Source organism: Emergencia sp. 1XD21-10 (assembly GCF_009936045.1).
Classification (GTDB): domain Bacteria; phylum Bacillota; class Clostridia; order Peptostreptococcales; family Anaerovoracaceae; genus Senimuribacter; species Senimuribacter intestinalis.
This window is the reverse complement of the sequence record NZ_QWEQ01000016.1, coordinates 24,611-47,352: the sequence shown is the minus strand read 5'-3', so window position 1 is coordinate 47,352 and position 22,742 is coordinate 24,611. Positions and strand designations below refer to the sequence as shown.

General features: G+C 44.3%; 19 protein-coding genes. 3 read left to right on the top strand and 16 right to left on the bottom strand.

Annotated elements, in window-relative coordinates:
* Positions 1-2: 2 nt before the first annotated feature.
* From D1151_RS10995 to fabG, 15 genes are all read right to left on the bottom strand, one after another.
* A complete protein-coding gene (locus tag D1151_RS10995; protein ID WP_160202418.1) occupies positions 3-512 on the bottom strand; it encodes a GerMN domain-containing protein in 510 nt (169 codons plus the stop codon).
* 11 nt (positions 513-523) lie between these two features.
* The gene (glmS, locus tag D1151_RS10990; protein WP_161908936.1) at positions 524-2,353 is read right to left on the bottom strand and encodes a glutamine--fructose-6-phosphate transaminase (isomerizing); all 1,830 of its coding nucleotides are present in this window, start codon (positions 2,351-2,353) and stop codon (positions 524-526) included.
* Between the two features lie 35 nt (positions 2,354-2,388).
* Positions 2,389-3,741 (bottom strand): phosphoglucosamine mutase, encoded by a 1,353-nt coding sequence (gene glmM / locus D1151_RS10985; protein ID WP_161908935.1) that lies wholly within the window; start codon positions 3,739-3,741, stop codon positions 2,389-2,391.
* Between the two features lie 9 nt (positions 3,742-3,750).
* Complete coding sequence (locus tag D1151_RS10980; protein WP_161908934.1) at positions 3,751-4,956, bottom strand: YbbR-like domain-containing protein; 1,206 nt, start codon at positions 4,954-4,956, stop codon at positions 3,751-3,753.
* Positions 4,946-5,791: a diadenylate cyclase CdaA gene (gene cdaA, locus D1151_RS10975; protein ID WP_160202414.1), complete on the bottom strand. Its 846-nt coding sequence runs from the start codon at positions 5,789-5,791 to the stop codon at positions 4,946-4,948. Before cdaA ends, D1151_RS10980 begins: the two co-directional genes overlap by 11 nt.
* 158 nt (positions 5,792-5,949) lie before the next feature.
* The gene (gene raiA / locus D1151_RS10970) at positions 5,950-6,477 is read right to left on the bottom strand and encodes a ribosome-associated translation inhibitor RaiA (protein WP_160202413.1); all 528 of its coding nucleotides are present in this window, start codon (positions 6,475-6,477) and stop codon (positions 5,950-5,952) included.
* 659 nt (positions 6,478-7,136) lie between these two features.
* Positions 7,137-7,862 (bottom strand): ComF family protein, encoded by a 726-nt coding sequence (locus D1151_RS10965; protein ID WP_161908933.1) that lies wholly within the window; start codon positions 7,860-7,862, stop codon positions 7,137-7,139.
* Positions 7,859-10,078 carry an ATP-dependent RecD-like DNA helicase gene (locus tag D1151_RS10960; protein WP_161908932.1) on the bottom strand — a complete coding sequence of 740 codons (2,220 nt, stop codon included), beginning with the start codon at positions 10,076-10,078 and terminating at the stop codon, positions 7,859-7,861. Before D1151_RS10960 ends, D1151_RS10965 begins: the two co-directional genes overlap by 4 nt.
* Entirely contained in the window at positions 10,078-11,367 is a 1,290-nt protein-coding gene (locus tag D1151_RS10955) for a CCA tRNA nucleotidyltransferase (RefSeq protein WP_161908931.1), read from the bottom strand. Before D1151_RS10955 ends, D1151_RS10960 begins: the two co-directional genes overlap by 1 nt.
* A complete protein-coding gene (locus D1151_RS10950; protein WP_161908930.1) occupies positions 11,364-12,341 on the bottom strand; it encodes a 3'-5' exoribonuclease YhaM family protein in 978 nt (325 codons plus the stop codon). The genes D1151_RS10955 and D1151_RS10950 overlap by 4 nt, the downstream gene beginning before the upstream one ends.
* An 89-nt stretch (positions 12,342-12,430) precedes the next feature.
* Positions 12,431-14,068: a HAMP domain-containing sensor histidine kinase gene (locus tag D1151_RS10945; RefSeq protein ID WP_161908929.1), complete on the bottom strand. Its 1,638-nt coding sequence runs from the start codon at positions 14,066-14,068 to the stop codon at positions 12,431-12,433.
* Entirely contained in the window at positions 14,043-14,732 is a 690-nt protein-coding gene (locus tag D1151_RS10940; RefSeq protein WP_334296744.1) for a response regulator transcription factor, read from the bottom strand. The genes D1151_RS10945 and D1151_RS10940 overlap by 26 nt, the downstream gene beginning before the upstream one ends.
* A 522-nt stretch (positions 14,733-15,254) precedes the next feature.
* Entirely contained in the window at positions 15,255-16,586 is a 1,332-nt protein-coding gene (locus D1151_RS10935) for a penicillin-binding transpeptidase domain-containing protein (RefSeq protein WP_161908928.1), read from the bottom strand.
* Positions 16,583-18,382, bottom strand: coding sequence for an FtsW/RodA/SpoVE family cell cycle protein (locus tag D1151_RS10930; protein WP_161908927.1), 1,800 nt, complete (start codon positions 18,380-18,382; stop codon positions 16,583-16,585). The genes D1151_RS10935 and D1151_RS10930 overlap by 4 nt, the downstream gene beginning before the upstream one ends.
* Positions 18,383-18,436: 54 nt before the next feature.
* Complete coding sequence (fabG, locus tag D1151_RS10925; RefSeq protein WP_243151207.1) at positions 18,437-19,192, bottom strand: 3-oxoacyl-ACP reductase FabG; 756 nt, start codon at positions 19,190-19,192, stop codon at positions 18,437-18,439.
* A 323-nt stretch (positions 19,193-19,515) separates the two neighbouring features.
* On the opposite strand from fabG, the gene D1151_RS10920 reads away from it, so the two are divergent.
* Both D1151_RS10920 and D1151_RS10915 read left to right on the top strand, forming a co-directional pair.
* Positions 19,516-20,673, top strand: coding sequence for a cation:proton antiporter (locus D1151_RS10920; protein ID WP_160203011.1), 1,158 nt, complete (start codon positions 19,516-19,518; stop codon positions 20,671-20,673).
* Between the two features lie 190 nt (positions 20,674-20,863).
* Positions 20,864-21,229 (top strand): helix-turn-helix transcriptional regulator, encoded by a 366-nt coding sequence (locus D1151_RS10915; protein WP_160203002.1) that lies wholly within the window; start codon positions 20,864-20,866, stop codon positions 21,227-21,229.
* Positions 21,230-21,297: 68 nt separating this feature from the next.
* Here the strand turns inward: D1151_RS10915 and D1151_RS10910 are convergent, their stop codons facing one another.
* Complete coding sequence (locus tag D1151_RS10910) at positions 21,298-21,492, bottom strand: hypothetical protein (RefSeq protein WP_160203001.1); 195 nt, start codon at positions 21,490-21,492, stop codon at positions 21,298-21,300.
* Between the two features lie 217 nt (positions 21,493-21,709).
* On the opposite strand from D1151_RS10910, the gene D1151_RS10905 reads away from it, so the two are divergent.
* Positions 21,710-22,360 (top strand): phosphoribosyltransferase family protein, encoded by a 651-nt coding sequence (locus D1151_RS10905; protein WP_161908926.1) that lies wholly within the window; start codon positions 21,710-21,712, stop codon positions 22,358-22,360.
* The last annotated feature ends 382 nt before the right edge of the window (positions 22,361-22,742 follow it).

Below are 22,742 nucleotides of genomic sequence, written 5' to 3'. Positions count from 1 at the left end.
ATTTATACTGCTTCCAGCGGCGAAGCAAAGCTGTACGCAATACAGACATGTCCCATCAGTGTTTCCGCCGGCTCTCCGTCCACAGTGAAGCGCACTCTGCTCACCTCTTCAAATGAGCCTGTCAAAGTGGCTACAATCTGTGCAATTAAAAGCCTTTCCTCCAGCTCCGTTCCAACCAGATTCCGACTGGAAAAATCAACAGTGACTTCGCCTTCTACTTCCTTAATGTAGTTTATCTTGTACTGATTCTTAAAAGCTGTACCCGCCTGCATATCTGCAGAAATTTTCTTTTCCTGCAGGCACTTCAGCGCTTTTCCGTAAAGCTCCGTTCTACCGCCGCTTGAAACTTCATCAGTTCGTTCCAGTAAGATTTCCTCTATGCTACCTGTTTGCAGCGCATTCATATTCAGCAGCACAACCTTTACTCTTACTTTATTTCCGAATCCGGTACATGCCATAAATAATGAGATGATTGCAAGAATCACCAGTAATTTAAAATAAATATGCTTCATCGGTGATTCCTTTATTCTACAGTAACACTCTTTGCCAGGTTTCTCGGCTTATCAATATCCTCACCTTTTTCCCTTGCCACATAGTAAGCGAACAGCTGAAGTGGAATCACAGACAGAAGCGGTGAAACTTCGTCAGCACAAGGTGGAATGTAAATAACTTCATTACTCTGCTTTTCAATCTGCTCCTTGCCCTCTTTTGCAATAGAAACCACATGTGCAAGCCGCGCTTTTACCTCTACAATGTTGGAAAACATCTTCTCAAAGAGCGCATCCTGTGTTGCCAATGCAATAACAATGGTCTCAGGCTCCATCAACGCAATAGTTCCATGTTTCAGCTCCCCTGCCGCAATAGCAAAGGAATTGATATATGAAATTTCTTTCAGCTTCAGAGATCCCTCATACGCTACCGCTGAATCCATACCTCTTCCAATAAAGAATACCTGCGTTCTATTATAAAGTACCTTGGCAAGCTTTTCTATCTCTGCAGATTTTTCGATAATCCGCTCCACCTTTTCCGGTGCTGCCATAAGTTCAGCCAGCATTGCCTGATAGTATTCTTCCGTAATAGTTCCCTTCAAGTCCCCCATATAAAGGGCAATGAGATACATGCAGACCATCTGGGTGGTGTATGCTTTAGTAGACGCCACTGCGATTTCCGGCCCTGCCCAAGTGTAGAATACATCGTCGGATTCTCTTGCTACCGAGCTTCCCACTACGTTAACTACGGATAAAATCCTGGCACCTTTGCTCTTGGCTTCACGCAGCGCTGCCAGCGTATCCAGAGTCTCTCCCGACTGGCTGATTGCAATAAACAAAGTATTCTCATCCACAAATGGATCTCTATATCTAAATTCCGATGCAACGTCTACCTCTACCGGAATTCTTGCCATCTTCTCTATGGCGTACTTGCCCACAAGACCAGCATGATATGCTGTTCCACAGGCAACAATATAAATCTTGTTAAATTTCTTCAGGTCTTCCAGTGTCAAAGAAATACCGTCTAACTTCACTCTGCCGTTTTCATCAAGACGCCTGGTTAAAGTTTCTCTGATCGCTTTCGGCTGCTCATGAATTTCTTTTAGCATAAAGTGCTCATATCCGTCTTTTTCAGCATCCTCAAGGCTCCAAGTCACTTGCAGCACATCTCTCTTAACCGGCTTTCTGTCTTGATTCAAAATCTGAATCTGCTCCGGTGTGCAGATTACCATCTCGTTATTTTCAATCAGATATATTTTATTCAAATATTTTAACAGCGCCGGAATATCCGAAGCGATGAAGTTACAGCCTTTTCCCAGACCTGCAATCAGCGGCGCATCTTTTCTGTATGCCACGATTTTGCCCGGTTCATCCTTTGACATCGCTACGATGGCATAGGCTCCCCTCATCATCTTTACCGCCTCAAAGACGGCATCCTCCAGGGTTGTCTTCTTTAGAACACCCAAAAGATGTGCAATAACTTCTGAATCCGTCTCAGTCCGAAAAGTAATGCCGTGCTCCTTGGTGAGCCACTCCTTTAATTCCACATAGTTTTCTACGATTCCATTATGCACAATGGCGATAGAACTGTCACCATTTATATGCGGATGTGCATTGGCGTCAGAGGGAACGCCATGGGTTGCCCATCTTGTATGTCCGATTCCCGTTGTTCCATAAAGGTTCTCACCGGCAATGTCTTTTTCCAGATTAGCAATCTTGCCCTCTTTCTTTCTGACGATTAGTTCACCGCCACTGTGCAGGGCAATTCCCGCAGAGTCATATCCTCTATATTCTAACTTTTTAAGTCCATCAATGATAATATCCCTGGCGTTATCAGCCCCGACATATCCTACAATTCCACACATAAGTTATACCTCTCTTATCTCTCAATTCCTTTTTTCTAACTGAATTTCCTGCTAATTAAATCTGCCAGTTCTGTTGCCAGCTGATGAATCCTCTCTATATCACTGCCCTCAATCATCACGCGAACCAGCGGTTCTGTGCCGGATGGTCTGATGAGAACTCGACCACTTCCTTCCATCTCTTTTTCAATAGCAGAAATAGCCTGCTGCACCTCTTTATCGGTTAGATAGGCTTTTTTATTTTCATTGCTTACCCTCGCATTTTCAAGAACCTGTGGGAAAATTTCAATCTCAGCGGAAAGCTCCGAAGGCTTTTTTCCTGACGAGGCTACCGCCTTCACAAACTGAAGAGAGGAAAGGGTTCCATCCCCCGTCGTGGTGTAATTCAGGAAAATAATATGACCAGACTGTTCTCCACCCAGAATGCAACCAGTTTCCTGCATAGATTCCAGCACGTATCTATCACCTACACCAGTCACTTCTACCTCTGCACCCACAACATCCTTGATATATTTATGGAAGCCGATATTGCTCATTACCGTTGCAGTGACCTTATTCTCAGCAAGCTGCCCTGCTTCCTTTAGCATTTTAGCACAAATGCAGATGGTCTTGTCTCCGTCAATGACCATACCCTTTTCGTCTACAACGATAAGTCTGTCTGCATCTCCATCATAAGCAAGACCAATATCAGCATGCTCTGATACCACTGCCTGCTGCAATTTTTCAGGATGAGTTGAGCCAATTTTATCGTTGATGTTAAGACCGTCAGGCTCGCACCCGATAGTAATTACCTCTGCACCCAGGGCACGATAAACTGCTGGTGCTGTTTTAAATGCTGCACCATTGGCACAATCCAACACCACTTTCATGCCTTCCAGTCTGATATCGATGGTTGACAGAAGAAACTTGCAATAAAGCTCCGCCGCATCATCATCTGCATCCAGACATCTTCCCAACTCATCACCAGTTTTATGGCTATTAGTGTCGATTCCTCTGATAATAATATCTTCTATTTTTTCTTCTATGGAATCGTCCAGTTTAAAACCCTCGCTGTTAAAAAATTTAATTCCGTTATATTCAAAAGGGTTATGTGAAGCAGAGATGACAATCCCAGCGTCCGCATGATAATATTTTACCAGATATGCAACTGCCGGCGTAGGAATTACGCCAACTTTAATCACATTTCCGCCGACTGCCAAAATACCAGCAGTCAAAGCATTTTCCAGCATATCACCGGAAATTCTTGTATCTTTACCGATTACAATAACTGGTCTTTTGCTTTCTTTGCGCAGAACATGAGCGCCTGCTTTTCCCAAATTAAACGCCAGCTCCGGCGTCAGTTCTGAATTGGCGATGCCTCTGACACCGTCTGTTCCAAATAATCTTCCCATAAATAGCCTCTATTCCTTTTGCTCAATTTCAACGTGTACTTTTTTCGGAATCACTTCAATTTTAGTACAATCTTTTTGACACACGACTTCCAGACTCACCTGATGACTACCTTCTTGTTTATCCTTCAGTTCCACTTGCAGTATAATATCTTCCTTTTCTATAGCTGCAAGTTGTTCCTCTTTACCTGTCAGAACAACAACCAGACGATCAATTCCCGAGATTTCCGCCTGTAAATCCGCTGCCAAATTCTGCATATCAATTTCATCGCTGTTAAAAGTAAAAGTCCTAGTGCTAAGGGCTTCCACCTTAATCTCTGCAATCATAGATTCTGCTGACCTTCCGGAAACCTGTACATCTGCAGGAAGTACTGGCACAATCTTCACCGTAGTATCCTCTGTAACATCGGTCAAATCAATAGCCTCAGCAGTAACAAATTCAATGGATTCAAGGACGCTGCTTTTTCCCTTGATCGTAATAGTCTTCGGAGCAGAAACGGATTTTTCCAATGTGCCGTCGGATAGATCCACAACTGGCACCTTTAGCGGTACGGTCTTCGCCATTCCAAGCTCCGCTGTCACCTGTACAGACCCTGCAGAAAGTTTGACTCTCTCTATCATTTCGCCTCTTTTATCTACAGGTTCCAATTTGCAGGCAATGGTCTTCAACCTATCTGTTACTTCTCCTTCTTTTACCAAGGCACTAGCATGATCTACCTGTTCTACCAGTGACTGTGCACCAGTTACCGTAACCTTGCTGCGGCTCAATTCTACTGTAATCGGTTCCTGATCCGTACTGAAAACTCCCTCATACTGCGGCAGAATGTCAATTTCCTTTGAGACTTTGTTTTCAACTGTAACAGTGACTTTATTTAAACTTTTATCTTCAATTTCCACATTATCCGGCACTCTGATATTGACCCGTAACTGATTCTCACCTTTCGCTGCCTCCTCTAAGCTGACAGAAGCAGTAATATCACCAGGGCGCAGTCTGCTTACGTTGGCTCTTGTGCCCGTCACCGTCACGTTCAAAGTCTCAGCGCTGATGTCTAAAATTGCCAGCTCGTTTTCATCCAGCGATTCTTCCCCCAGAAACTGAATTGGGACATCCCTGTAAGTCTTGGTGTCGGTCGGGTTGGTTTCCCCAATAACATATGCCCAAATTCCAATCGCTATGAGCACAGAGAGGACGATATTGAACTTTTTGTTATCTAGCATCTTTCTTCCTCCCCAGTTTGCCTATAATCTTTTTCAGCTTGTCGCCGCGATCTCCTTCCTTGTTTAAATATAAATTTAAAAGAGTTTTTTCAACAGTCTTAGTATCTAAAAATCTCGTCAGCTTTCCATCCACTGCCATAGAAATAACGCCCGTTTCCTCACTCACAATGATGGAAATCGCATCAGAATGTTCGGTAATTCCAATACCAGCTCTATGTCTGGTTCCCAGACTTTTATTTAAATTTTTATTTTCTGTCAAAGGCAGAACACATCCTGCAGCATAAATCCTGTCTGCACGGATAATGACAGCTCCATCATGGAGCGGCGCACCCTCATAGAATATATTGCCCAAAAGCTGTGCAGAAATATCCGCATTGACTTCAGTTCCGGTCTCAGCGATATCTACAAGAGCTGTTTCTCTTTCCAAAATAATGAGCGCACCAGTCTTTGTCGCAGAAAAAGAGTTCACTGCCTTGACGAATTCGTCGGTAATATCCTTTGCCTTTTCTTTGTCCAACTGACCGAATGGCGCTTTCACAATCTTACTTCTGCCTACATACTCAAGGCCCCTGCGCAATTCAGGCTGAAATACTACAACCAGAGCAATAATACCCATGGTCAGTGTCCCCCTTAAAATCCAATTAAGCGCATACAAGTCCAGCACATCTGAAAGGAAAAAAGCGGCAATTAATACAAGCAGTCCTTTCACCAGCTGCTGCGCTCTGGTATCTCTGATAAAACTAATGACTTTGTAGACGATAAAGGCCACGATGAGAATGTCCAAAATATCGTTAATTCCAATACTGGAAATGATGTTGTTGAAAAAATTTTCCATATGCCTTCCCCTTATATATAGCTTATATAATTCTACCGTATCTAACTAAAAAATTCAAGGGAATTGGCACAAAAACCATGGTAAACTCATGAAATCTTAACAAAGTTTTCTATTCAAAAAGGACCGCCCAAACGGACAGTCCTAAAACATTTCCTTTATTAGTAAGTTGTCTCCAGCACACCATAGTTTCCATCTTTTCTGATGTAGACCACATTGACGCTGTCTGTTTCCATATCAAGGAAGACGAAGAAATTATGCTGCAGCATTTCCATCTCCAAAATTGCTTCCTCCACTGACATCGGCGAGAGCTCAAACTTCTTGGTTTTCACAACCTTTACTTCTTCCACTTCTTCCGGAAGTTCTGGCAGACTCTCAAATCTTACGGATTTGTTGTCGTTATAACGCTTCTGCAGCTTGCCTTTAAATCTTGCCATCTGGCTGGACAGCTTATCTACAACCTTATCAATTGCCTCATAGATATCATCCGAAACGTCTTCGCTTCTGAATACTGCCCCTTTGGCGTTGATAGTTGCCTCTATCTTGTCCTTGCCTCTCTCCTGAGATAATACCACTTTTACAGTAATGTCATCGGAGAAATATTTCCCAAGCTTATCAAATTTCCTCTCCAGTGTGTCCTGTAAATGCTTGTAAGTGTTAAAATTCTTACCTGTGATGTTTACCTTCATGTGATGACCTCCTTAGCCACTCCTCTGAGTCCGGCCTTTCAGCAGAAACGCCGAAAGCAAAGGTGATTTTCTTTAAAACCATTATAACATACTTTTCTGAAAAATCATATATCTTTTTTGTGCCAAGTCCGACTTTTTTCCTGAAATTATTCCTATGTCGATGAGGCTACCTATGCAGCTGCCGCCGCTGTCCCTTTTTCTACGCTTCGCTATGCTTTCCACCCTTTGGGCGAAAAGCATAGAAAAACGGCAACGTTCGCTTTGCTCTCTCCTCCGTTCTCTTCGTTCACTTCGCTGTCCCTTTTTCTACGCTTCGCTATACTTTCCGCCCTTCGGGCGAAAAGCATAGAAAAACGGCAACGTTCACTTTGCTCTCTCCTCCGTTCTCTTCGTTCACTTCGCTGTCCCTTTTTCTACGCTTCGCTATACTTTCCGCCCTTCGGGCGAAAAGCATAGAAAAACGGCATTGCAGTTGTCTGGCTGACCTGGTCTTTGCCCCCACACTCGCCTTGACCGGGATTTTCCCGAGGACTTACATCTAAGCTACGCCATGATCACTGCCGCCTTGCGGATCAGCTTACGTGGATCCCTTTGCCCGTAACTGGCTTGGATTTTCAACCACAGACCCAGACAACTGCAACGCCGTCTCTTCTTATTTTTTATTTTGCTGCAAATGCTAAAAAATACACGATTTCAGGCTGTGCGGAAAGCAGTGCCTCGTAGCAGGCATTCGCCGTACTTCCGGTCGTATAAAAATCATCAAGCAGCAGAATTTTCTTTTCCTTTAACAGTGTACCATATTTTTGGTTATATGCAAACTTTCCTTTTACATTTAATTGCCGCTCCGTAGGACTTAAGCCTCGCATAGGCCGGGTATTTCCAGTTCGCAAAAGAGCATCTTTCAGGCAAGGCTTTCCCAGCAGCCTCCCCAGGTGCTGCCCCATAAGCGCCGCATGATTAAAGCCCCTCTGCCGCTCCTTTTCGAAAAACATAGGAACCGGCACAATCATATCAAAGACAAGGCGTGCCAGATTCAGCCGATCCGCCATCATCTGCGCCAAATCCCGTGCAATGTACTTTTTCCCGTTATATTTTAGGGAGAAAATGAGCCTGCGTTCATAAAGACCATACTGGGTGCAGCGCAAAGACAAAAATGGAACCGATCCGCCAGCAACACCAGCTATGCCATCACCGCCTGCAAACTTAACTTTTTGCGGTGGCTGCCCATCCCATCTGATATGCGCCATGCAGTGGTCACATAAATGGTAAGTTCTGCTTTCATCAATGATATTGCCACAGCAGATACAGTAAAGTGCCGGTGGATACAGCAAATCCAGTCCTTTTGAGATCATTGCGCGGGCAGCGCCTGTTGCTGCATTTTTCAACCTATGCCCACCTCCAGCAACTCTTCTAATCTGTACCGAAGCCCGGAATAGCGCATTTTAATTCGGTTGTTGTCAATCATGGCATTCATCTTCTGTTCCCCGCCTACCAGCACGACTACCTGCTTGCCTCGAGTCACCGCCGTGTACAAAAGATTTCTAGTCGCCAACATCGGCGGAAACCAAGAGATAGGCATAACTACGATTGGAAATTCACTGCCCTGACTTTTGTGTACCGTAATGGCGTAAGCAAGTTCCAGTTCATCAAGCTGAGAAAATTCGTAGGTCACATACTTGTCCTCATCAAAGATGACTGTCATCTGATTGTATTCTTTGTTGATTTTTTCTATGAAACCCACATCGCCGTTAAAGACGCCTTGCCCCTCTGAAAAGTCTCGCCTCTTCTTCCAACCGATTTCGTAGTTGTTACGAATCTGCATAACTTTGTCGTTTTCGCGGAAAAGTTTATCGCCGAACTTCTTTTCTGTCAAATCTTCCCGCGGCGGATTCAAAGCCTCCTGCAGCACTTTATTCAACGCGATACAGCCAAGCGCGCCTTTTCGAACCGGCGTCAAAAGCTGAATATCCCGCACCGGCACAATGCCTTCATAATAAGCTGAAAGACGCTTTGTAATCAGCTGCACCAATAGATCCACAATCTGCTTTTCCGAAGCCCGCTCCATAAAGAAGAAATCCTTGTCCTTGCTGTTGACAAAAGGATATTCACCCTCGTTGATTCGATGGGCGTTTACTACAATCATACTTTCCTGCGCCTGACGAAAAATCTCTTTTAGCTTTACGGTATGGACGTACTCGCTTTCTATGATATCCCTAAGCACGTTGCCCGCGCCCACAGAAGGCAGCTGATCGTAGTCGCCTACCATAATTAGACGAGTACCCGGTTTAATCGCTTCAGTTAGCCCCTGCATTAAAAGCAGATCAATCATGGAAGCCTCGTCCACAATTACCACATCGTATTTCAACGGGTCTTCACTAGTTTTCCCAAAGCGCATAGTGTCCTCTTCCGAGGAGTAATAGTATTCCAAAAGACGGTGCACCGTAGAAGCATAGTGCCCGCTGGTTTCCGTAATTCTTTTTGCCGCCCTGCCAGTCGGCGCAGCGATTGCCACTTTAAACTGACTTTGCTCAAAGATATTGATCAGGGTATTGATAATAGTGGTCTTTCCTGTGCCGGGACCACCTGTAATGACTGAAATTCCGCTGGTCAAGGAACTTTTGACTGCACTGACTTGCTGAGCGGAAAGCTCAATTCCCGTCTGTCTCTGAGTCATGGAAATCATACTGTCGATGTCCACAGAAAGAGACTTAAGCCCCGCATTTTCAATAGCTGCCAAATTTCGACAAATCTTCTGTTCCGCCAAATAATAGACGTACAGATATACTACGGTCTGCCCTTTCAGTGTATCCAGCTGAATCTCCCCTTCAAAAGCCATATCCACCATATTCTCATAAACCAACTGTCTGGACACGTCAAGAAGCTGTCCAACCCTTTCACAAAGCTCTTCCTGCGGCATATAAGTGTTTCCTTCTCCCGCAAAATAGCTAAGTCCGTACTTAATTCCGCTCCTGATTCTGAAAGGGCTTTCCGGTTCAATACCCATCTTTGCAGCGATATTATCCGCTTTGTGAAAGCCAATTCCGTACACCTCTTCCACCAGCCTGTAAGGATTTTCGCTAATCAGTTCCACGGCGTCGGCACCGTAAACTTTGTAGAGTTTCAGGGCGTACTCTGCAGAAACACCATATTCCTGAAAAAACATGGACACCTCCGCAAATTCCCTGTGGGCTGCAAATGCCTCAGCGATTGCTTCGGCTTTTTTCGGTCCGATTCCGCTGACAAGGGTCAATCTGTGCGGCTCCCTCTCCATAATTTCAAAAGTATCCTCGCCGAACTTTGCCACAATAGCAGACGCCATCTTTGGACCGATTCCTCTGATAACCCCGGAAGCAAGAAAACCTTCAATACCTGCGATTCCAGTCGGCAGCACCTCTTCAAACTCAGAAAAAGCAAACTGCTCCCCATAAGTGGGATGCACCTTAAAGGTTCCCCGAAGCTTGTACCGGAAGCCCGGCGCACAAGAAGGAAGACTGCCGACCACAGTAAAGTATTCATCGTCAGTCTCCATGATGGCAATGGTATATCCGTTGTCCTCATTATGAAAAATAATTTCGGTGATAATCCCTTGCTTTTCTTCCATTATTTTACCCACTTAACGTATCTGGTCTTTGCCGCCAGTTTATTCTTCGAGTATTTCTTTGCATATTTCAACAGCACGTCTCTATGATTATTTGCAGGATTCTTATGTACCAGAGCAGCTACCTGCTCTAAAAGCTCCGCCGCTTTTTCTGCGGAATCGGTAATACCCGCCTCCATAATGTCATTGGCATCAATGACCAAATCCTCTACGAATACCGGTTCGTTGCCGGAAATGATCTTCTTCATCATGTAGTTTCTGGATTCAATTTTCAGGCTCGGCTGGTCGTAAACAATGCGCATAGCCTTAGATAGATTGTGCAGATAATTGTAACGTTCATTTCCATATTTAAACAGGAACTTTTTGAATTCCATGTCAGTGTTGAGAAAGTTAATATCAATAATACGTTCCACACCATCTTTCAAGTGTTCCTCCGTCTTCTTATCAAACTGCAATCTCTCAATGGCAGCCAGCGCCCGCTTCTTGGTAATCGCAGTATAGACAAGTCCCAGCCTTCTGGTTCTCACCGGCTTGGTTTTATCGATATTACCGCATACAGTCTTAAAAGCATTGGTGTCAGACATGGACATCCTGCCTGCCACATCTTCACCTAAAATTACTGCCATCAGGCCAGTTCCAGTCAGCATTTTCAGACCTTTTCCCGCATGATCCGATATCAGAAGATTTTCAAATTCCTCACGCACGGACGCTACATCGCCGCTGTCTGTCTGTGCAAGCAAAACTCGCCAGTGATTACCTATTGCTTCAAAGATGCTTTTGTGCAGGTCAAAATCCAGTTCCGCCGCAATTCTTACAGACTCCAGCATATGAATCGGTTCTTTCTCAAAAACCTCCTCGCAGGATTCCACCGTCCGAATCAGCCTGGCTCGAATATCATCCCTGCCGCCATATGGGTCGACCAAAGTTCTTTCCGGATTATCCGCAATAGCGTTAACCGTAAACACCATCTCTTTCAGCGCCTCTTCAATGGTCCCCTCAAAGTTTCTGACATCAACAATACAGCCGTCGATGACAACAGGTTCGTCTTCATCCTTTGCCGGCACTTCATAGGTAAAATCCAGCCGTATTGACTGTTTCCCTTCGTCCAGCACCTGACAGTCCGGAAAAACTCTCTGCAAATCAGTAAGAGTCGCCTTTGTCAGCAAATCCCAGTCGTACACCTTTTCGCCCATGATTTGACCGCGAACACATTCCCCCGCTGCGTAGGTTTCAAAGCCCTCTTTTTCCAGTGTCTTCAGTGTCCTCAGCACATCTTTGTCGAATTTAATCACTTCTGTGTTCCTCCATCTTCTGTGGGTTTATAAATTCTACGGTTATCCAGTGTCCAGATTCTATCGGAAAACTCACCCGGCGCAACGCCTCTAAGCGCATCCTCCATATCAAACATTCTGGCATCTAAAATATCTAAATAGTGCAGCACCTCCGCCTCCGGAAACAGGGGTTTCTTTGGACTTCCAAACTCCGGTTCGTAGTGGTGGGCTAAAATCATATGTTCCAGCATCAGTGTTTTCTCTTCGCTGAAGCCGAGATCTCGACAGGTTCGATCCAAAAACTTTACACCCTGCACGATATGTCCTAACATCTGTCCCTCAAAGGAATATCCCGGTGACACCCCGTACTCATTGGACAGAATCTCATTGAGTTTTTCAATATCATGAAGGATTACACCAGTTGCCACTAAATCTCTATTCAAATTGGTATAGACCTCGCAGACGCGAAGCCCTGTCATCAGCATTCTCTTTATGTGATACAAAAGACCGCCGTACTCTGCGTGATGATTCTTGGACGCTGCCGGATAGTACAGAAGTCTCTCTTTGTTTTCTGAAAGCACCTTGGTGCAAAGAGCACGTAAATCTTTATCCTCCATAGATTCTGCCACAGAGTAAATGTAGCTGTACATCTCTTCTGAGTCCTCTGGCGCAGCCTTAACATATTCAGAAATCTCAAGGGCATCCTCTGAGTTGGCAGCTCTGATTCTGCTGATTCTAAGCTGACTCTGCCCCTGCCACTCGGTAACCTGCGCTCTGACCTTAATCAGATCCCCCTCCTTCATGCCGGATAAGAGTTCCAGTTCATCATCCAAAATCTCCCATTTCTTGCCGTTTACCTCGCCGCTCTTGTCGCCCAGCACTACATCAAAGTACTGTTTCTTGTTAGCACCAACCTTGATGTTGGCACTCTTTACCATAAAAAAATCTGTAATTTCGGATTGTCCTTTCAAATCCGCCGCATAAAATTGTTTCATTCAATCGTCTCCATCAAAAAAATCACTACACTAATTATATAACATTTGGTCCAATTAGTATAGTGATTAAATTGTGAAGAAATTTTCCCTTACATCGCTTTTTCAAGAACCACCCTGGCTTTGAACAGGTCACCGTCGATAGTAAGTTCAAATTTTCCGTTCATCAGGCTGGTCAAATCTTTTGCAATCGCAAGGCCCAGCCCGCTTCCTTCCGTATTTCTGGACTCATCGCCCCGCTTAAACCGCTCCATCAGCTCGTCAGCACTGATGTTCAGCTGTTCCTTGGACATGTTCTTAACGTCCAAATAAATCATATTATTCTCTTCCAGAATATCAATATATACTCGGCTACCCGGCAGTGCATATTTGCTCGCATTAGTCAAAAGATTTTCGATGACTCTCCACAGAAGCTGACCGTCCGCCATCACGTAGATGGAATCCGCTTTATTGGTAAAAATCACGTCAAGATTGTTTTCGGACAGCCGTTCTTCCATCTCAGCCATTGCCTGATTGACAATCGAAGTCATTTCAATCTTCGCAATTTCCACAGGAATATTGCCGCTGGAAGCCTTTGCTGCCTCAAATAAATCTTCTGTGAGTTTCCGTAGCCTTCTTGTCTTCTCATCGATAATCTCCAGATACATCGGTGCATTTTCACTGTCCAGTCCTTCCGTCTTGAGTAAATCCACATAGGACACCATGGAAGTCAGCGGCGTGCGCAAATCGTGAGAAACGTTTGAAATCAAGTCAATTTTCATTCTCTGATTCTTCAGCTTATCCATCACGGCGATATTCATGGCTTCTGAAATTTCGTTAACACTCATAGCAAGACGATCAAGTTCTCCTCCATCCGTCACAGGGATTTTATAATCTAAATTGCCCCGCTTAATCTGATTGACTCCTTCTTTAACTTCGCAGTACTTCTTCACCCATTTAGGAATAAAGATAAAGATGAAAATCAATACCGGTATCATTCCCAGCCATGTCGCGGAAAGCAGCACTGCCACGATGGCCGTAACCATGACTTTCCAGAACACTTCATCGCTGGCAGCAATTGCATCTGCAATATAGCAGACTAGCTTTCCGATAATGGTATGCCGCCAGAAAGACCTGGTCTTCAGTTTTTTAACAAGGGACTGCAGCAGTATGAGAAATACGCCCATCAGAAAGAGATTTCCAGCAATACAGAAGAACAACTCCAGCCATCTCGGCTCAAACTCTGAATTGTAAAAGTAAATATCACTGCTGAACTGCTCCATCTGCTCTTTGTTTAAGAGCCCCAACGCATATTCCTGATACCAATCGCTGCCGCTGAGCCAATCAACATGAGGCATGCTCATCAGTGCGATGCCGCAAAAGGCAAGAGCACCAACCACAATCTGCACATCGGTAAATATTTTGTCAAACCAGTTCAGTACCACACTTCCCATCGCATCTTTTCTGCCTACCTTAACAAGGGACACGATAATTGCTGCAAGGGCTATGATTACCACGCCGATTTCAATCATCCACAATGCCGATATATGCTCGTCTCCGCCGCGAATTTCAACATGCTGCCAAGTTGTCTCGCCATCTTCTCCTGTTGTCCTGCCATACAGCCCATATTTAATATGGTAAACCAGTGCCAGCATACAGCCCACTAAAACAGCTGCTTCTGCGGCTATCACCGCAATCACAGAACTGATGCTGTACGTCAATGTTCTATAGCTTTTCAATTTTGTATCCAATTCCCCACACCACCTTCAAGTACTTTGGATTTTTAGGATTAATTTCTATTTTTTCTCTGATTCTTCTGATGTGGACTGCAACGGTATTTTCCGGATTGTAAGCAGGTTCGTTCCAAACGTTCTCATAAATCTGCTCCATGGAAAACACTTTTCCCGCATTCTCCGTCAGAAGTTTCAAGATGCCGAACTCCGTCGGCGTCACGGTGACATACTCCCCATCTATGCGCACCGCCTTTTCATCGTCGTCCACTTCAAGTCCCCCTGTCTTGTAAACCCCGCTCTTTTTCTCCATACTTCCAAGATCCACATATCGTCTCAGCTGAGATTTTACTCTGGCAATCAGCTCAAGCGGATTAAAAGGTTTGGTGATATAATCGTCAGCGCCGACGTTTAACCCCGTGATTTTGTCGTAGTCCTCCGACTTTGCCGAAAGCATGATAATCGGAATATTCTTTTCCTCTCTGATTTTCATGGTTGCCTGCACCCCATCCATCTTCGGCATCATTACGTCCATGATAATCAAATGAAGCTGCTGATTTCTGGCATAATTCAAAGCCTCTATCCCATCAAAGGCTTTAAACACCGTATACCCCTCGTTCCTTAGATAAATCTCAATTGCCCCTGCGATTTCTTTATCATCGTCGCATACCAAAATATTCATCAAACCTTAACTCCTTTCGCTTACAACTATAGAATAGTCCTGAATTATTACAAAGCGCCCATGGCGTTTCTTACGATATTCTTAACAAATTGTAACAAGGCATTACGCGGTTGTCAATGCGCCATGCTTCCAGCATCACGGTAAACGCATGAAAAGTTGCGAACATTAAATTTTAGTACCTGTTCCGTATTTTTGCAAAAAAGGTATCAAAAATTAGGAGTCACTTTATACTAGCTAAAAGGTTTTGTGCAAATTAAACGAAATAGAAATGAAATTCTTCGTTCTTTTTTGTTTTCTAAGGGGCTATTTTCGTATAAGTCTTCCATTATCCAAAAGTTCATTCCTTATTTTCCATATAATAGATAAAATGTTTTGGATATTTTAGTACCTTTTTTGCAAAAAACTCTTAAAAGTACTAATGATGTGTTTCATGCGTTTGCCGTGTGTCTGCCTCTAATCAAACCAATCAAAAAAGCAGGTACACTATAATAGTATACCTGCAGAAATTCCGTGCCGTACTTGCGGTTAATCTCTGTTCACAACAGCCTGCAGCACCTGATTTGCAACAGGTCCTGCCACGCTGCTTCCATAGCCGCCGTTTTCTACGCAGACAATAAAAGCATAAGGATTTCCTTCGTTTTTTATAAAGCCTGTAAACCAGGCATTGGGCTCGCTTCCATACATCTCTGCTGTTCCCGATTTTGCGTAAATATCAAGCCCAGGGAAATTGCTCTCGCCATAATTGGATACGACATTATTTTTCATCATGGAGCGCAGCTTTTCCGCCGTGGACTCGTCAATCATGCGTTCGGTATCCTCGCCTGACGGAAAGTTTGTATAAAGAATTCTAGGCACCGTGCCCACCCCGTCTCTTGCAATTGCGCTCATATAAACCAGCATGGAGCAAGGATTCAGTTCATCGTTATACTGCCCGATTCCCGCCCACGCCAGACTCAAATCATCGTTTTTGGGAAACTCAAAAGAGCCTTTCGCATTATGAATGCCGTCAATATCGTAGGAGTCCAAAAGCCCCAGTTTTTTCGTATAACTTGCCATGACAGTGCCGCCAATCCTCTGGGACAAATCCGCAAAGGCGCAGTTGCAGGATTTTGCCAGCGCCCCCTCAAAATCCACCGTCCCGTGGGCCTGAGTGCAGGTGATAGCCTCGTCTCTGATGTAGCTGACACCACCGCAGGTATAGCTCCAGTCCTCAAGTCCGCTAACATTTTCGATGGCAGCAGCGCAGGTCACCAACTTAAAGATGGATCCCGGAATCAGATTGGAAGACAGGAACTTGTTCAAATATACGCCCGACGTATCATCCGCTGCAATTTCCGGCGGATTAGCAGGGTCAAATCCCGGAGAACTTACCATACAGATAATTTCCCCCGTTTCATAATTATATACACCTACGGTGCCGTTTCTTCCGTTCAGAGCGTTATACGCAGCCTTTGACACTTCCGCGTCGATGGAAAGTTTCAGGTCGTTGCCGTTTCCCGTAATACTGTAGGTTCCGGTCAAAAGACTGTAGCCTACGATTTTGTCTCGAAAAGCACTCTGCGCTGCAGTTGCAATATTTCCATCCATATCCCCTACGGCATGAAGGGTCGCTCTGCGTGTCAGTTCATCGTCATTATATTTCATTCCATTTTTGGTATTCTCTACAAGGATGGTATCGTTTGCATCGTAAACCTTGCCAATTGCAAGCCTTCCCTCATAATACACGTGCTGGTTCGCGTAGAAAGTCGCCCATTCACCGCCGTCTGTCACAAACTTAAATATGAAAATACATATGCCCAAAAACAGCGCTGCTGCAAGAGCAAGGCAAATGATGCCTCTCTGCTCTAATTTCTTCATATCATATCCTCCTCTTCCGTCTCAGCCTTAAGACCTTTGTCCGTCAGGCTGATTGCAATGCTGGCATTCTGCCTGGTGTCCGCCGCTTTAAGAAAGGCCAGCATACCCCAGGAGCCAATCATACTGGTTCCTCCGTTGGAAACAAATGGGAAAGTCACACCGGTCATCGGCAGTAAATCCACCGCACCGAAAACATTGAGCACCGTCTGAAACAGGAACATGGAAGTAGCCGCACAAGCAGCAATGGTGTAATAGGTGGACCTGCCTGCCAAGATAGAGCGCACCGCAAAAAGGGAAAGAGTGATGATAGAAATCACCGCAAGAACTGCAATAATCAGTCCCCACTCTTCTACCAACATACCGAAAACAAGGTCAGTGTCCGCAGCAAAAACGCTGGACAGCCAGCCTTTTCCGGCACCAACGCCGACAAAACCACCGCTTGCCGCCGCCGACATGGTTCTTGTCTGCTGCATACCCAGCCCGTCTGCAAACTCCCAGGCATGTCCCCATACCGAAAAGCGCTCCGCTATATATGCTTTGAACTTCAGCACCATCAGACCTCCAACAAAAGCTACGCCTACCAGCAAAATCAGCTTGGTAAAATCTCCACTTCTAAGGAAAGAAATCACCAGGAAAGTGACGAAGAATATAATCGCCGTTCCAAAGTCCCCCATCAGCGCCAGGCAGCAAAAGCAGAAGCCTGAAAACAGCATAAATATAATAGAATTCTTTTTTTCAAAGAGCTTGTCCAAGGACGCCGCTCCCACCCAGATGAATGCAAGCTTAATCAGCTCCGACGGCTGGAAAGAAAATCCGCCAATTTCCACCCAGTTGGCAGCACCAAAGCGATCAGTAGCGAAGACCAAATTAAACAAAAGAAGTCCCGCCGCACCTATGTACATCAGCTTCTGAATGGCTTCCGTTCTCGTCAGATTCCTAAGGTAAGCACACATAAAGAAAAACAAAGCAAGCCCCATGGCAACCGCAATAAATTGCTTAAAAGCCGCTTCTGGAAATTTCGCAGCGGTCACCGAAAGACTCAAGGTAGATAAGAAAAAGGCGATAGTTTCCATTTCAAAACCTTTTCGCTTCATGGATCGAAGCAGAATTACATAAACCCACATAAGGATACAGATTCCAGCAAAAGCCATCGTAATAGAATGAAGATAGTTTTCTCCCAAAGCTATCTTCAGTTGTATCACTGTCATTACCTGAAAAATGCTCAGCGCAAACAAGGACGGCCACGGCAGCGGAATCACTGTGTCCGATTTTCTCATCTTTATATTATTGCGGCGTTCCTCCAGGCTGATTGGAAACAATGTACACTGAGTCATGCCCACGCTGATGACATCGCCGGGGCGAACTTTGACTCTCTGATCCTTTCTGACGCGTCGCTCGTTGACATAGGCTCCGTTCTTGGATCCCAAATCACGATAAGTCCAGTTCCCCTTAGGGTCTCTGGTCAGTGTCCCATGGTTTCTGGAAACCCGCGGGTCTTCGATGTTGATATCGCAGCTTTTCGCCCTTCCAAGTACATTTTCCCAATGGGTAATGGGAAGATTTTCTCCCGTACTCAAATGTAAATAAGCCCAAACCTCCGACGGATTTTTGGACTTGAGAAGTGAGCGAATCGCCCGCATTAAAATAAAAATCGCAAGGGCAATAAAAACCCATCTGGCTACAGCAGTATAAATCAGTTCAAAACCGTAGTCAGATGCGAAAACTTCCTGAATTGTTTCCAGAATCCCTGCAAAAAACTCTCCAATGCTTTTAAAAATTCCCGAAATGATCGTCATAATCTGGCTAACCCCTCCATTTCTCTTTCTGGCAATAGTATATCACAGTCTTTTTCAGATGTAAAACCCCCCGTTGACAGCAAGAACCTGTCCTGTTATATAGGAAGCTTCTTCTGAGGCTAAAAACACAGCCGCCTTTGCCACCTCATCGGCGTCACCAATTTTTCCCATAGGGATTTCCTCTGTCAGCGCCTGCAGGGTATCCTCTCCGCAAATGCGACTCATATCGGTATCGATAACCCCCGGCGCAATGCAGTTGACTCTAACGCCAGAAGGTGCGACTTCCTTGGCAAGACTCTTTGCAAATCCAATAACTGCGGCCTTGGTGGTGGAATACGCCACTTCACAGGAGCCACCAGTCTGTCCCCAAACAGAGGAAACCATCACGATACTTCCCCGCTGCCTTTCTATCATGGTTGGAAGTATTTGGCTGGTCACTGAGATTGTTCCGTATAAGTTGGTATCCATAATCTCCTTCCACTGCTTCTGCGTTGTATCTGTGAACAGCCCCGTGATGCTAATTCCTGCATTACATATCAGCACATCGAAATAAGGCACTTCCAGATACATGCGGGCTGCCCGCACACCTTCGGAAACCTGCTGACTGTCAGATACATCGCAACAAATGCCTACAGCACCTGTCTCTTCGGTAACCTCCTTTGCCTTGTCGCCTCTCTCTTTATAAAGGAAGGCAACTTTATATCCGCTCTCCGTAAACGCTCTTACCATAGCAGCGCCGATTCCCCTGGAGCCTCCCGTAATCAAAACCGATTTCATCTTGGACCTCTTTTCTGTTCTCATAAGTTTCATAGGCAAACCTGTTTCTTTGCAAAAAAACATTGGGACTTGCCCAATGTTTTTTCTTTGCTTATATTTCTGGCGCATAGTATTAACTATAATCTTAGAAACTAATTCCGAGATTCTCAGATTATTTTCATCTATATTCTACTACAACTTTTTCCACTTGTCAAAGAATTTTCAGATATTATTTCTGTTTTTTTGAAAATTTTTCCGGATTTTTCTTTTGAAACTTAAGTTTTTGCCTTTTAAGTAAAAAGTTCCATTTACAAAACGCTTGGTTGGTGTTAGAGTAGTCTAGTGAAAATTTTTATAGAATGATTGAGGTATTTATTATGACTAGCTATTACTTCCTTTTGGCCGTTGCCATTATCATTTTGTCAACGAAGTTTTTGGGCGGCCTTTCAGAAAAGGTTAACATGCCCCAGGTTGTGGGCGCGCTGGTTGCCGGTGTTATCCTCGGACCATCGGTACTTGGCGTTGTAACAGAAACCAATTTTCTTGCGGAAACCGCCGAAATCGGTGTTATTTTACTGATGTTTATGGCAGGTCTTGATACAGATATTAACGAAATCAAGAAAAACAGCGTTTCCATGCTGTGTATTGCAGCCATGGGTGTGATTCTGCCGCTCATCGGCGGCGCTGCCTGCTACTATTTCTATTTTCATGTAGATTCATCCGACTTTAATGAAGTCCTAAAGTGCGTATTCATGGGTGTCATTCTAACTGCAACTTCTGTAAGTATTACAGTAGAAGCACTCCGTGAAATGGGTAAGCTGAACGGTCCTGTTGGTAGTGCTATTCTGGGTGCTGCAGTGCTTGACGATATCATCGGTATCATCATTTTAACCATCGTATCCAGCCTGAAAGATCCGTCGGTAAGCATTATCTCCATTTTAATCAAAATCGCACTATATATCGTTCTCATGGCTGTGCTTGCCGTTATTCTTAAAACTGCCAGACCAAAAGTTGACGATTTAAAAGACAAACGCAGAGTTTGCATCTACGTAATGGCGCTCATTCTGCTCGTCGCATTTATTACAGAACAGTATTTTGGAATCGCTGATATCACTGGTGCATACCTGCTGGGGCTTTTAATGTCTACCTTTGAGATTAAATCCTATATTGCAAAAAAACTTACCGTTCCAAGCTATCTCTTTTTCTCTCCGATCTTCTTCGCAAGTATCGGAATCAAAACAGAGCTTTCCGGTATGACAATATCCATGTTGATTTTCTCTGTGCTGCTCCTTCTTGTAGCTGTTCTGACAAAGATTCTCGGCTGCGGACTGGGTGCACGAATCTGCAAATTTAGCACCAGCGATTCTTTCCATATTGGTATCGGCATGGTGTCCAGAGGTGAAGTCGCACTGATTGTTGCACAGAAAGGCTACAACATGGGACTTCTCAGCGGCTACTTATTCTCACCAATCGTATTGGTAGTTATCGTTACTACCATTATTACGCCGGTGCTTTTGAAAAAATTCATGAAATAACACCTTAATTACTGTAAATGCTGCAAAGCCCGCTGGGTACATCCCCTGCGGGCTTTGCTATTGTAATTGTATTTTTAAAAAAACATGTGGAATTTTGTCTAAAAACGTCAAAACTTGAAACTTTTTTGCCCTGTGACGTACTCTATTATTATGTAACACTTTTTAGAATTTAATAGGAGGACTATACCACATGGACAAAAAAATGCAGCAGTGTATAGCGAATAATTTAAGGTATCTCAGGGATTATTATGACTACACACAGGAAGACGTAGCCGCCCTTTTACATATTTCTCGTACGACTTACGGAATACTGGAAAGCGGAACTAAAAATATGCGCACAGATTTACTTGTAAGACTGGCACGGGTTTATCAGGTGCCTGTCGACCTTCTCATGGAACAAAACTACGAAAAGTTTGCAAGGAGTGTCGCCCTTTCCGATGCTCATAATTCCGATGTATCAGAACTGCTGTACCTATATCGTAAGCTTTCCCCTTTCTCCCAAGGCTGTCTCATTGAAAAAGCAGCCATTCTGCTGATGGACGAGAAAGTAAAATAAGAGCCAATAGAAAACAACCGGGCGAAGGTGGTGGTAATCTGCCAAATCCGGTTGTTTTCTATTACTCTCTATTTTTTCTTTGGCAGCGCAAGTATCATTACGAGGGTGGAAACTGCCATAACTGCTGCCAGAATGCCCAGCAGCGGAAACGCTGTCGTCTCTGACTGATTTACCCCTAATACAATCAGATAGCAAAGCCCCAATATCCCGCTGATTAAATTGACGGTCAGCGCACCGCAAGCCAGCTTGCTGTGATTTCTCATCCTTATCAATCCCCCTTTGTACCTACATTATATAATCCGTCTGTTTCCCTTTCCATAGCTGCCGCTTACAATCCCCTTACAAAATCGTAAGTTTCGACATTTTTTATCATAGAAAGGGGTTTATTTACAGCAAAAAATCCTGTATAATAAATTTTAATGCAGAAAACCGATAAAAGGTCTCTGTAAAGAATACAACTTATAGCAGAAAGGAAACGCTATGCGATATCAACCACCTTATTTTGATTTTGAGATTTGCGGAGTAAAGAGAAAACTTCCTTTTGTAAAGATAAAAGAAGACATGGCTCTTGCCAGCTTTTGTATCGTTTCTGATACAGAGCTGGTACAGGCTGTTGCGCCTGAACTTGCAAAAAAACTGCCGGAATTTGATGTACTTTTAACTGCTGAAGCTAAAGGAATCATTCTAACCTATGAGCTCAGCAGAATTCTAGGTCACAAGGACTTTGTCGTAGCAAGGAAAAGCAACAAACCATATATGCAGAATGTGCTGGAAGCCAATGTTTACTCCATCACCACCCAGAAAAAACAGACCCTTTACATGGACGGTTGCGATGTAGATAAGATTCGCGGCAAGAGAGTTGCGATTATAGACGACGTCATTGCTACCGGGGAATCGCTGAACGCACTGGAAACTTTGGCAAAGGAAGCTGGAGCCGAAATCGTGTGCCGTGCAGCAGTTCTTGCTGAGCTTGACTCGGTTTACAGAGATGATATCATCTTCTTAAAAGAACACTATGTCTTTACACCAAACGAAGACGGCACCTTTACCCCGATTGAAAGCCCTATGAAAAAGGCTGCAAAAGCAAGAGAAGCAGAAACCGAAATTTCAGTTTCCACATTCCGAAACTAAATGATTAACGGATAATTAAAAGACGTGTATCGGTGAATCTTGTGCGCGTCTTTTTATTGTCTGAGGACAACAAGATTTCCACGCACCCGTTTGAAGCAGTAAGTCCTAGGTTTGTGTACGGGAGTAAGCTTAACAAAAAGAGAATGGGGATATGTCGATGATTTGCGCGCCATATTTGACCTTGATTTCTGTATACATGGCGCAGACCTGCGAAAAAGTGCCATATATAAAAGCTTTTTAAGAAAAAATGGCGGCTGCAGAAAGAAATGCAGACAGAAAGTCGGAAAAACTTTGGCACTCTACAGTAAAATATCAAAAAGGTAGGTATCAGGCAGCAGGTGCGCGCCAGTTTTTCAGAAAATGAATTCAAATATGGCGTTTG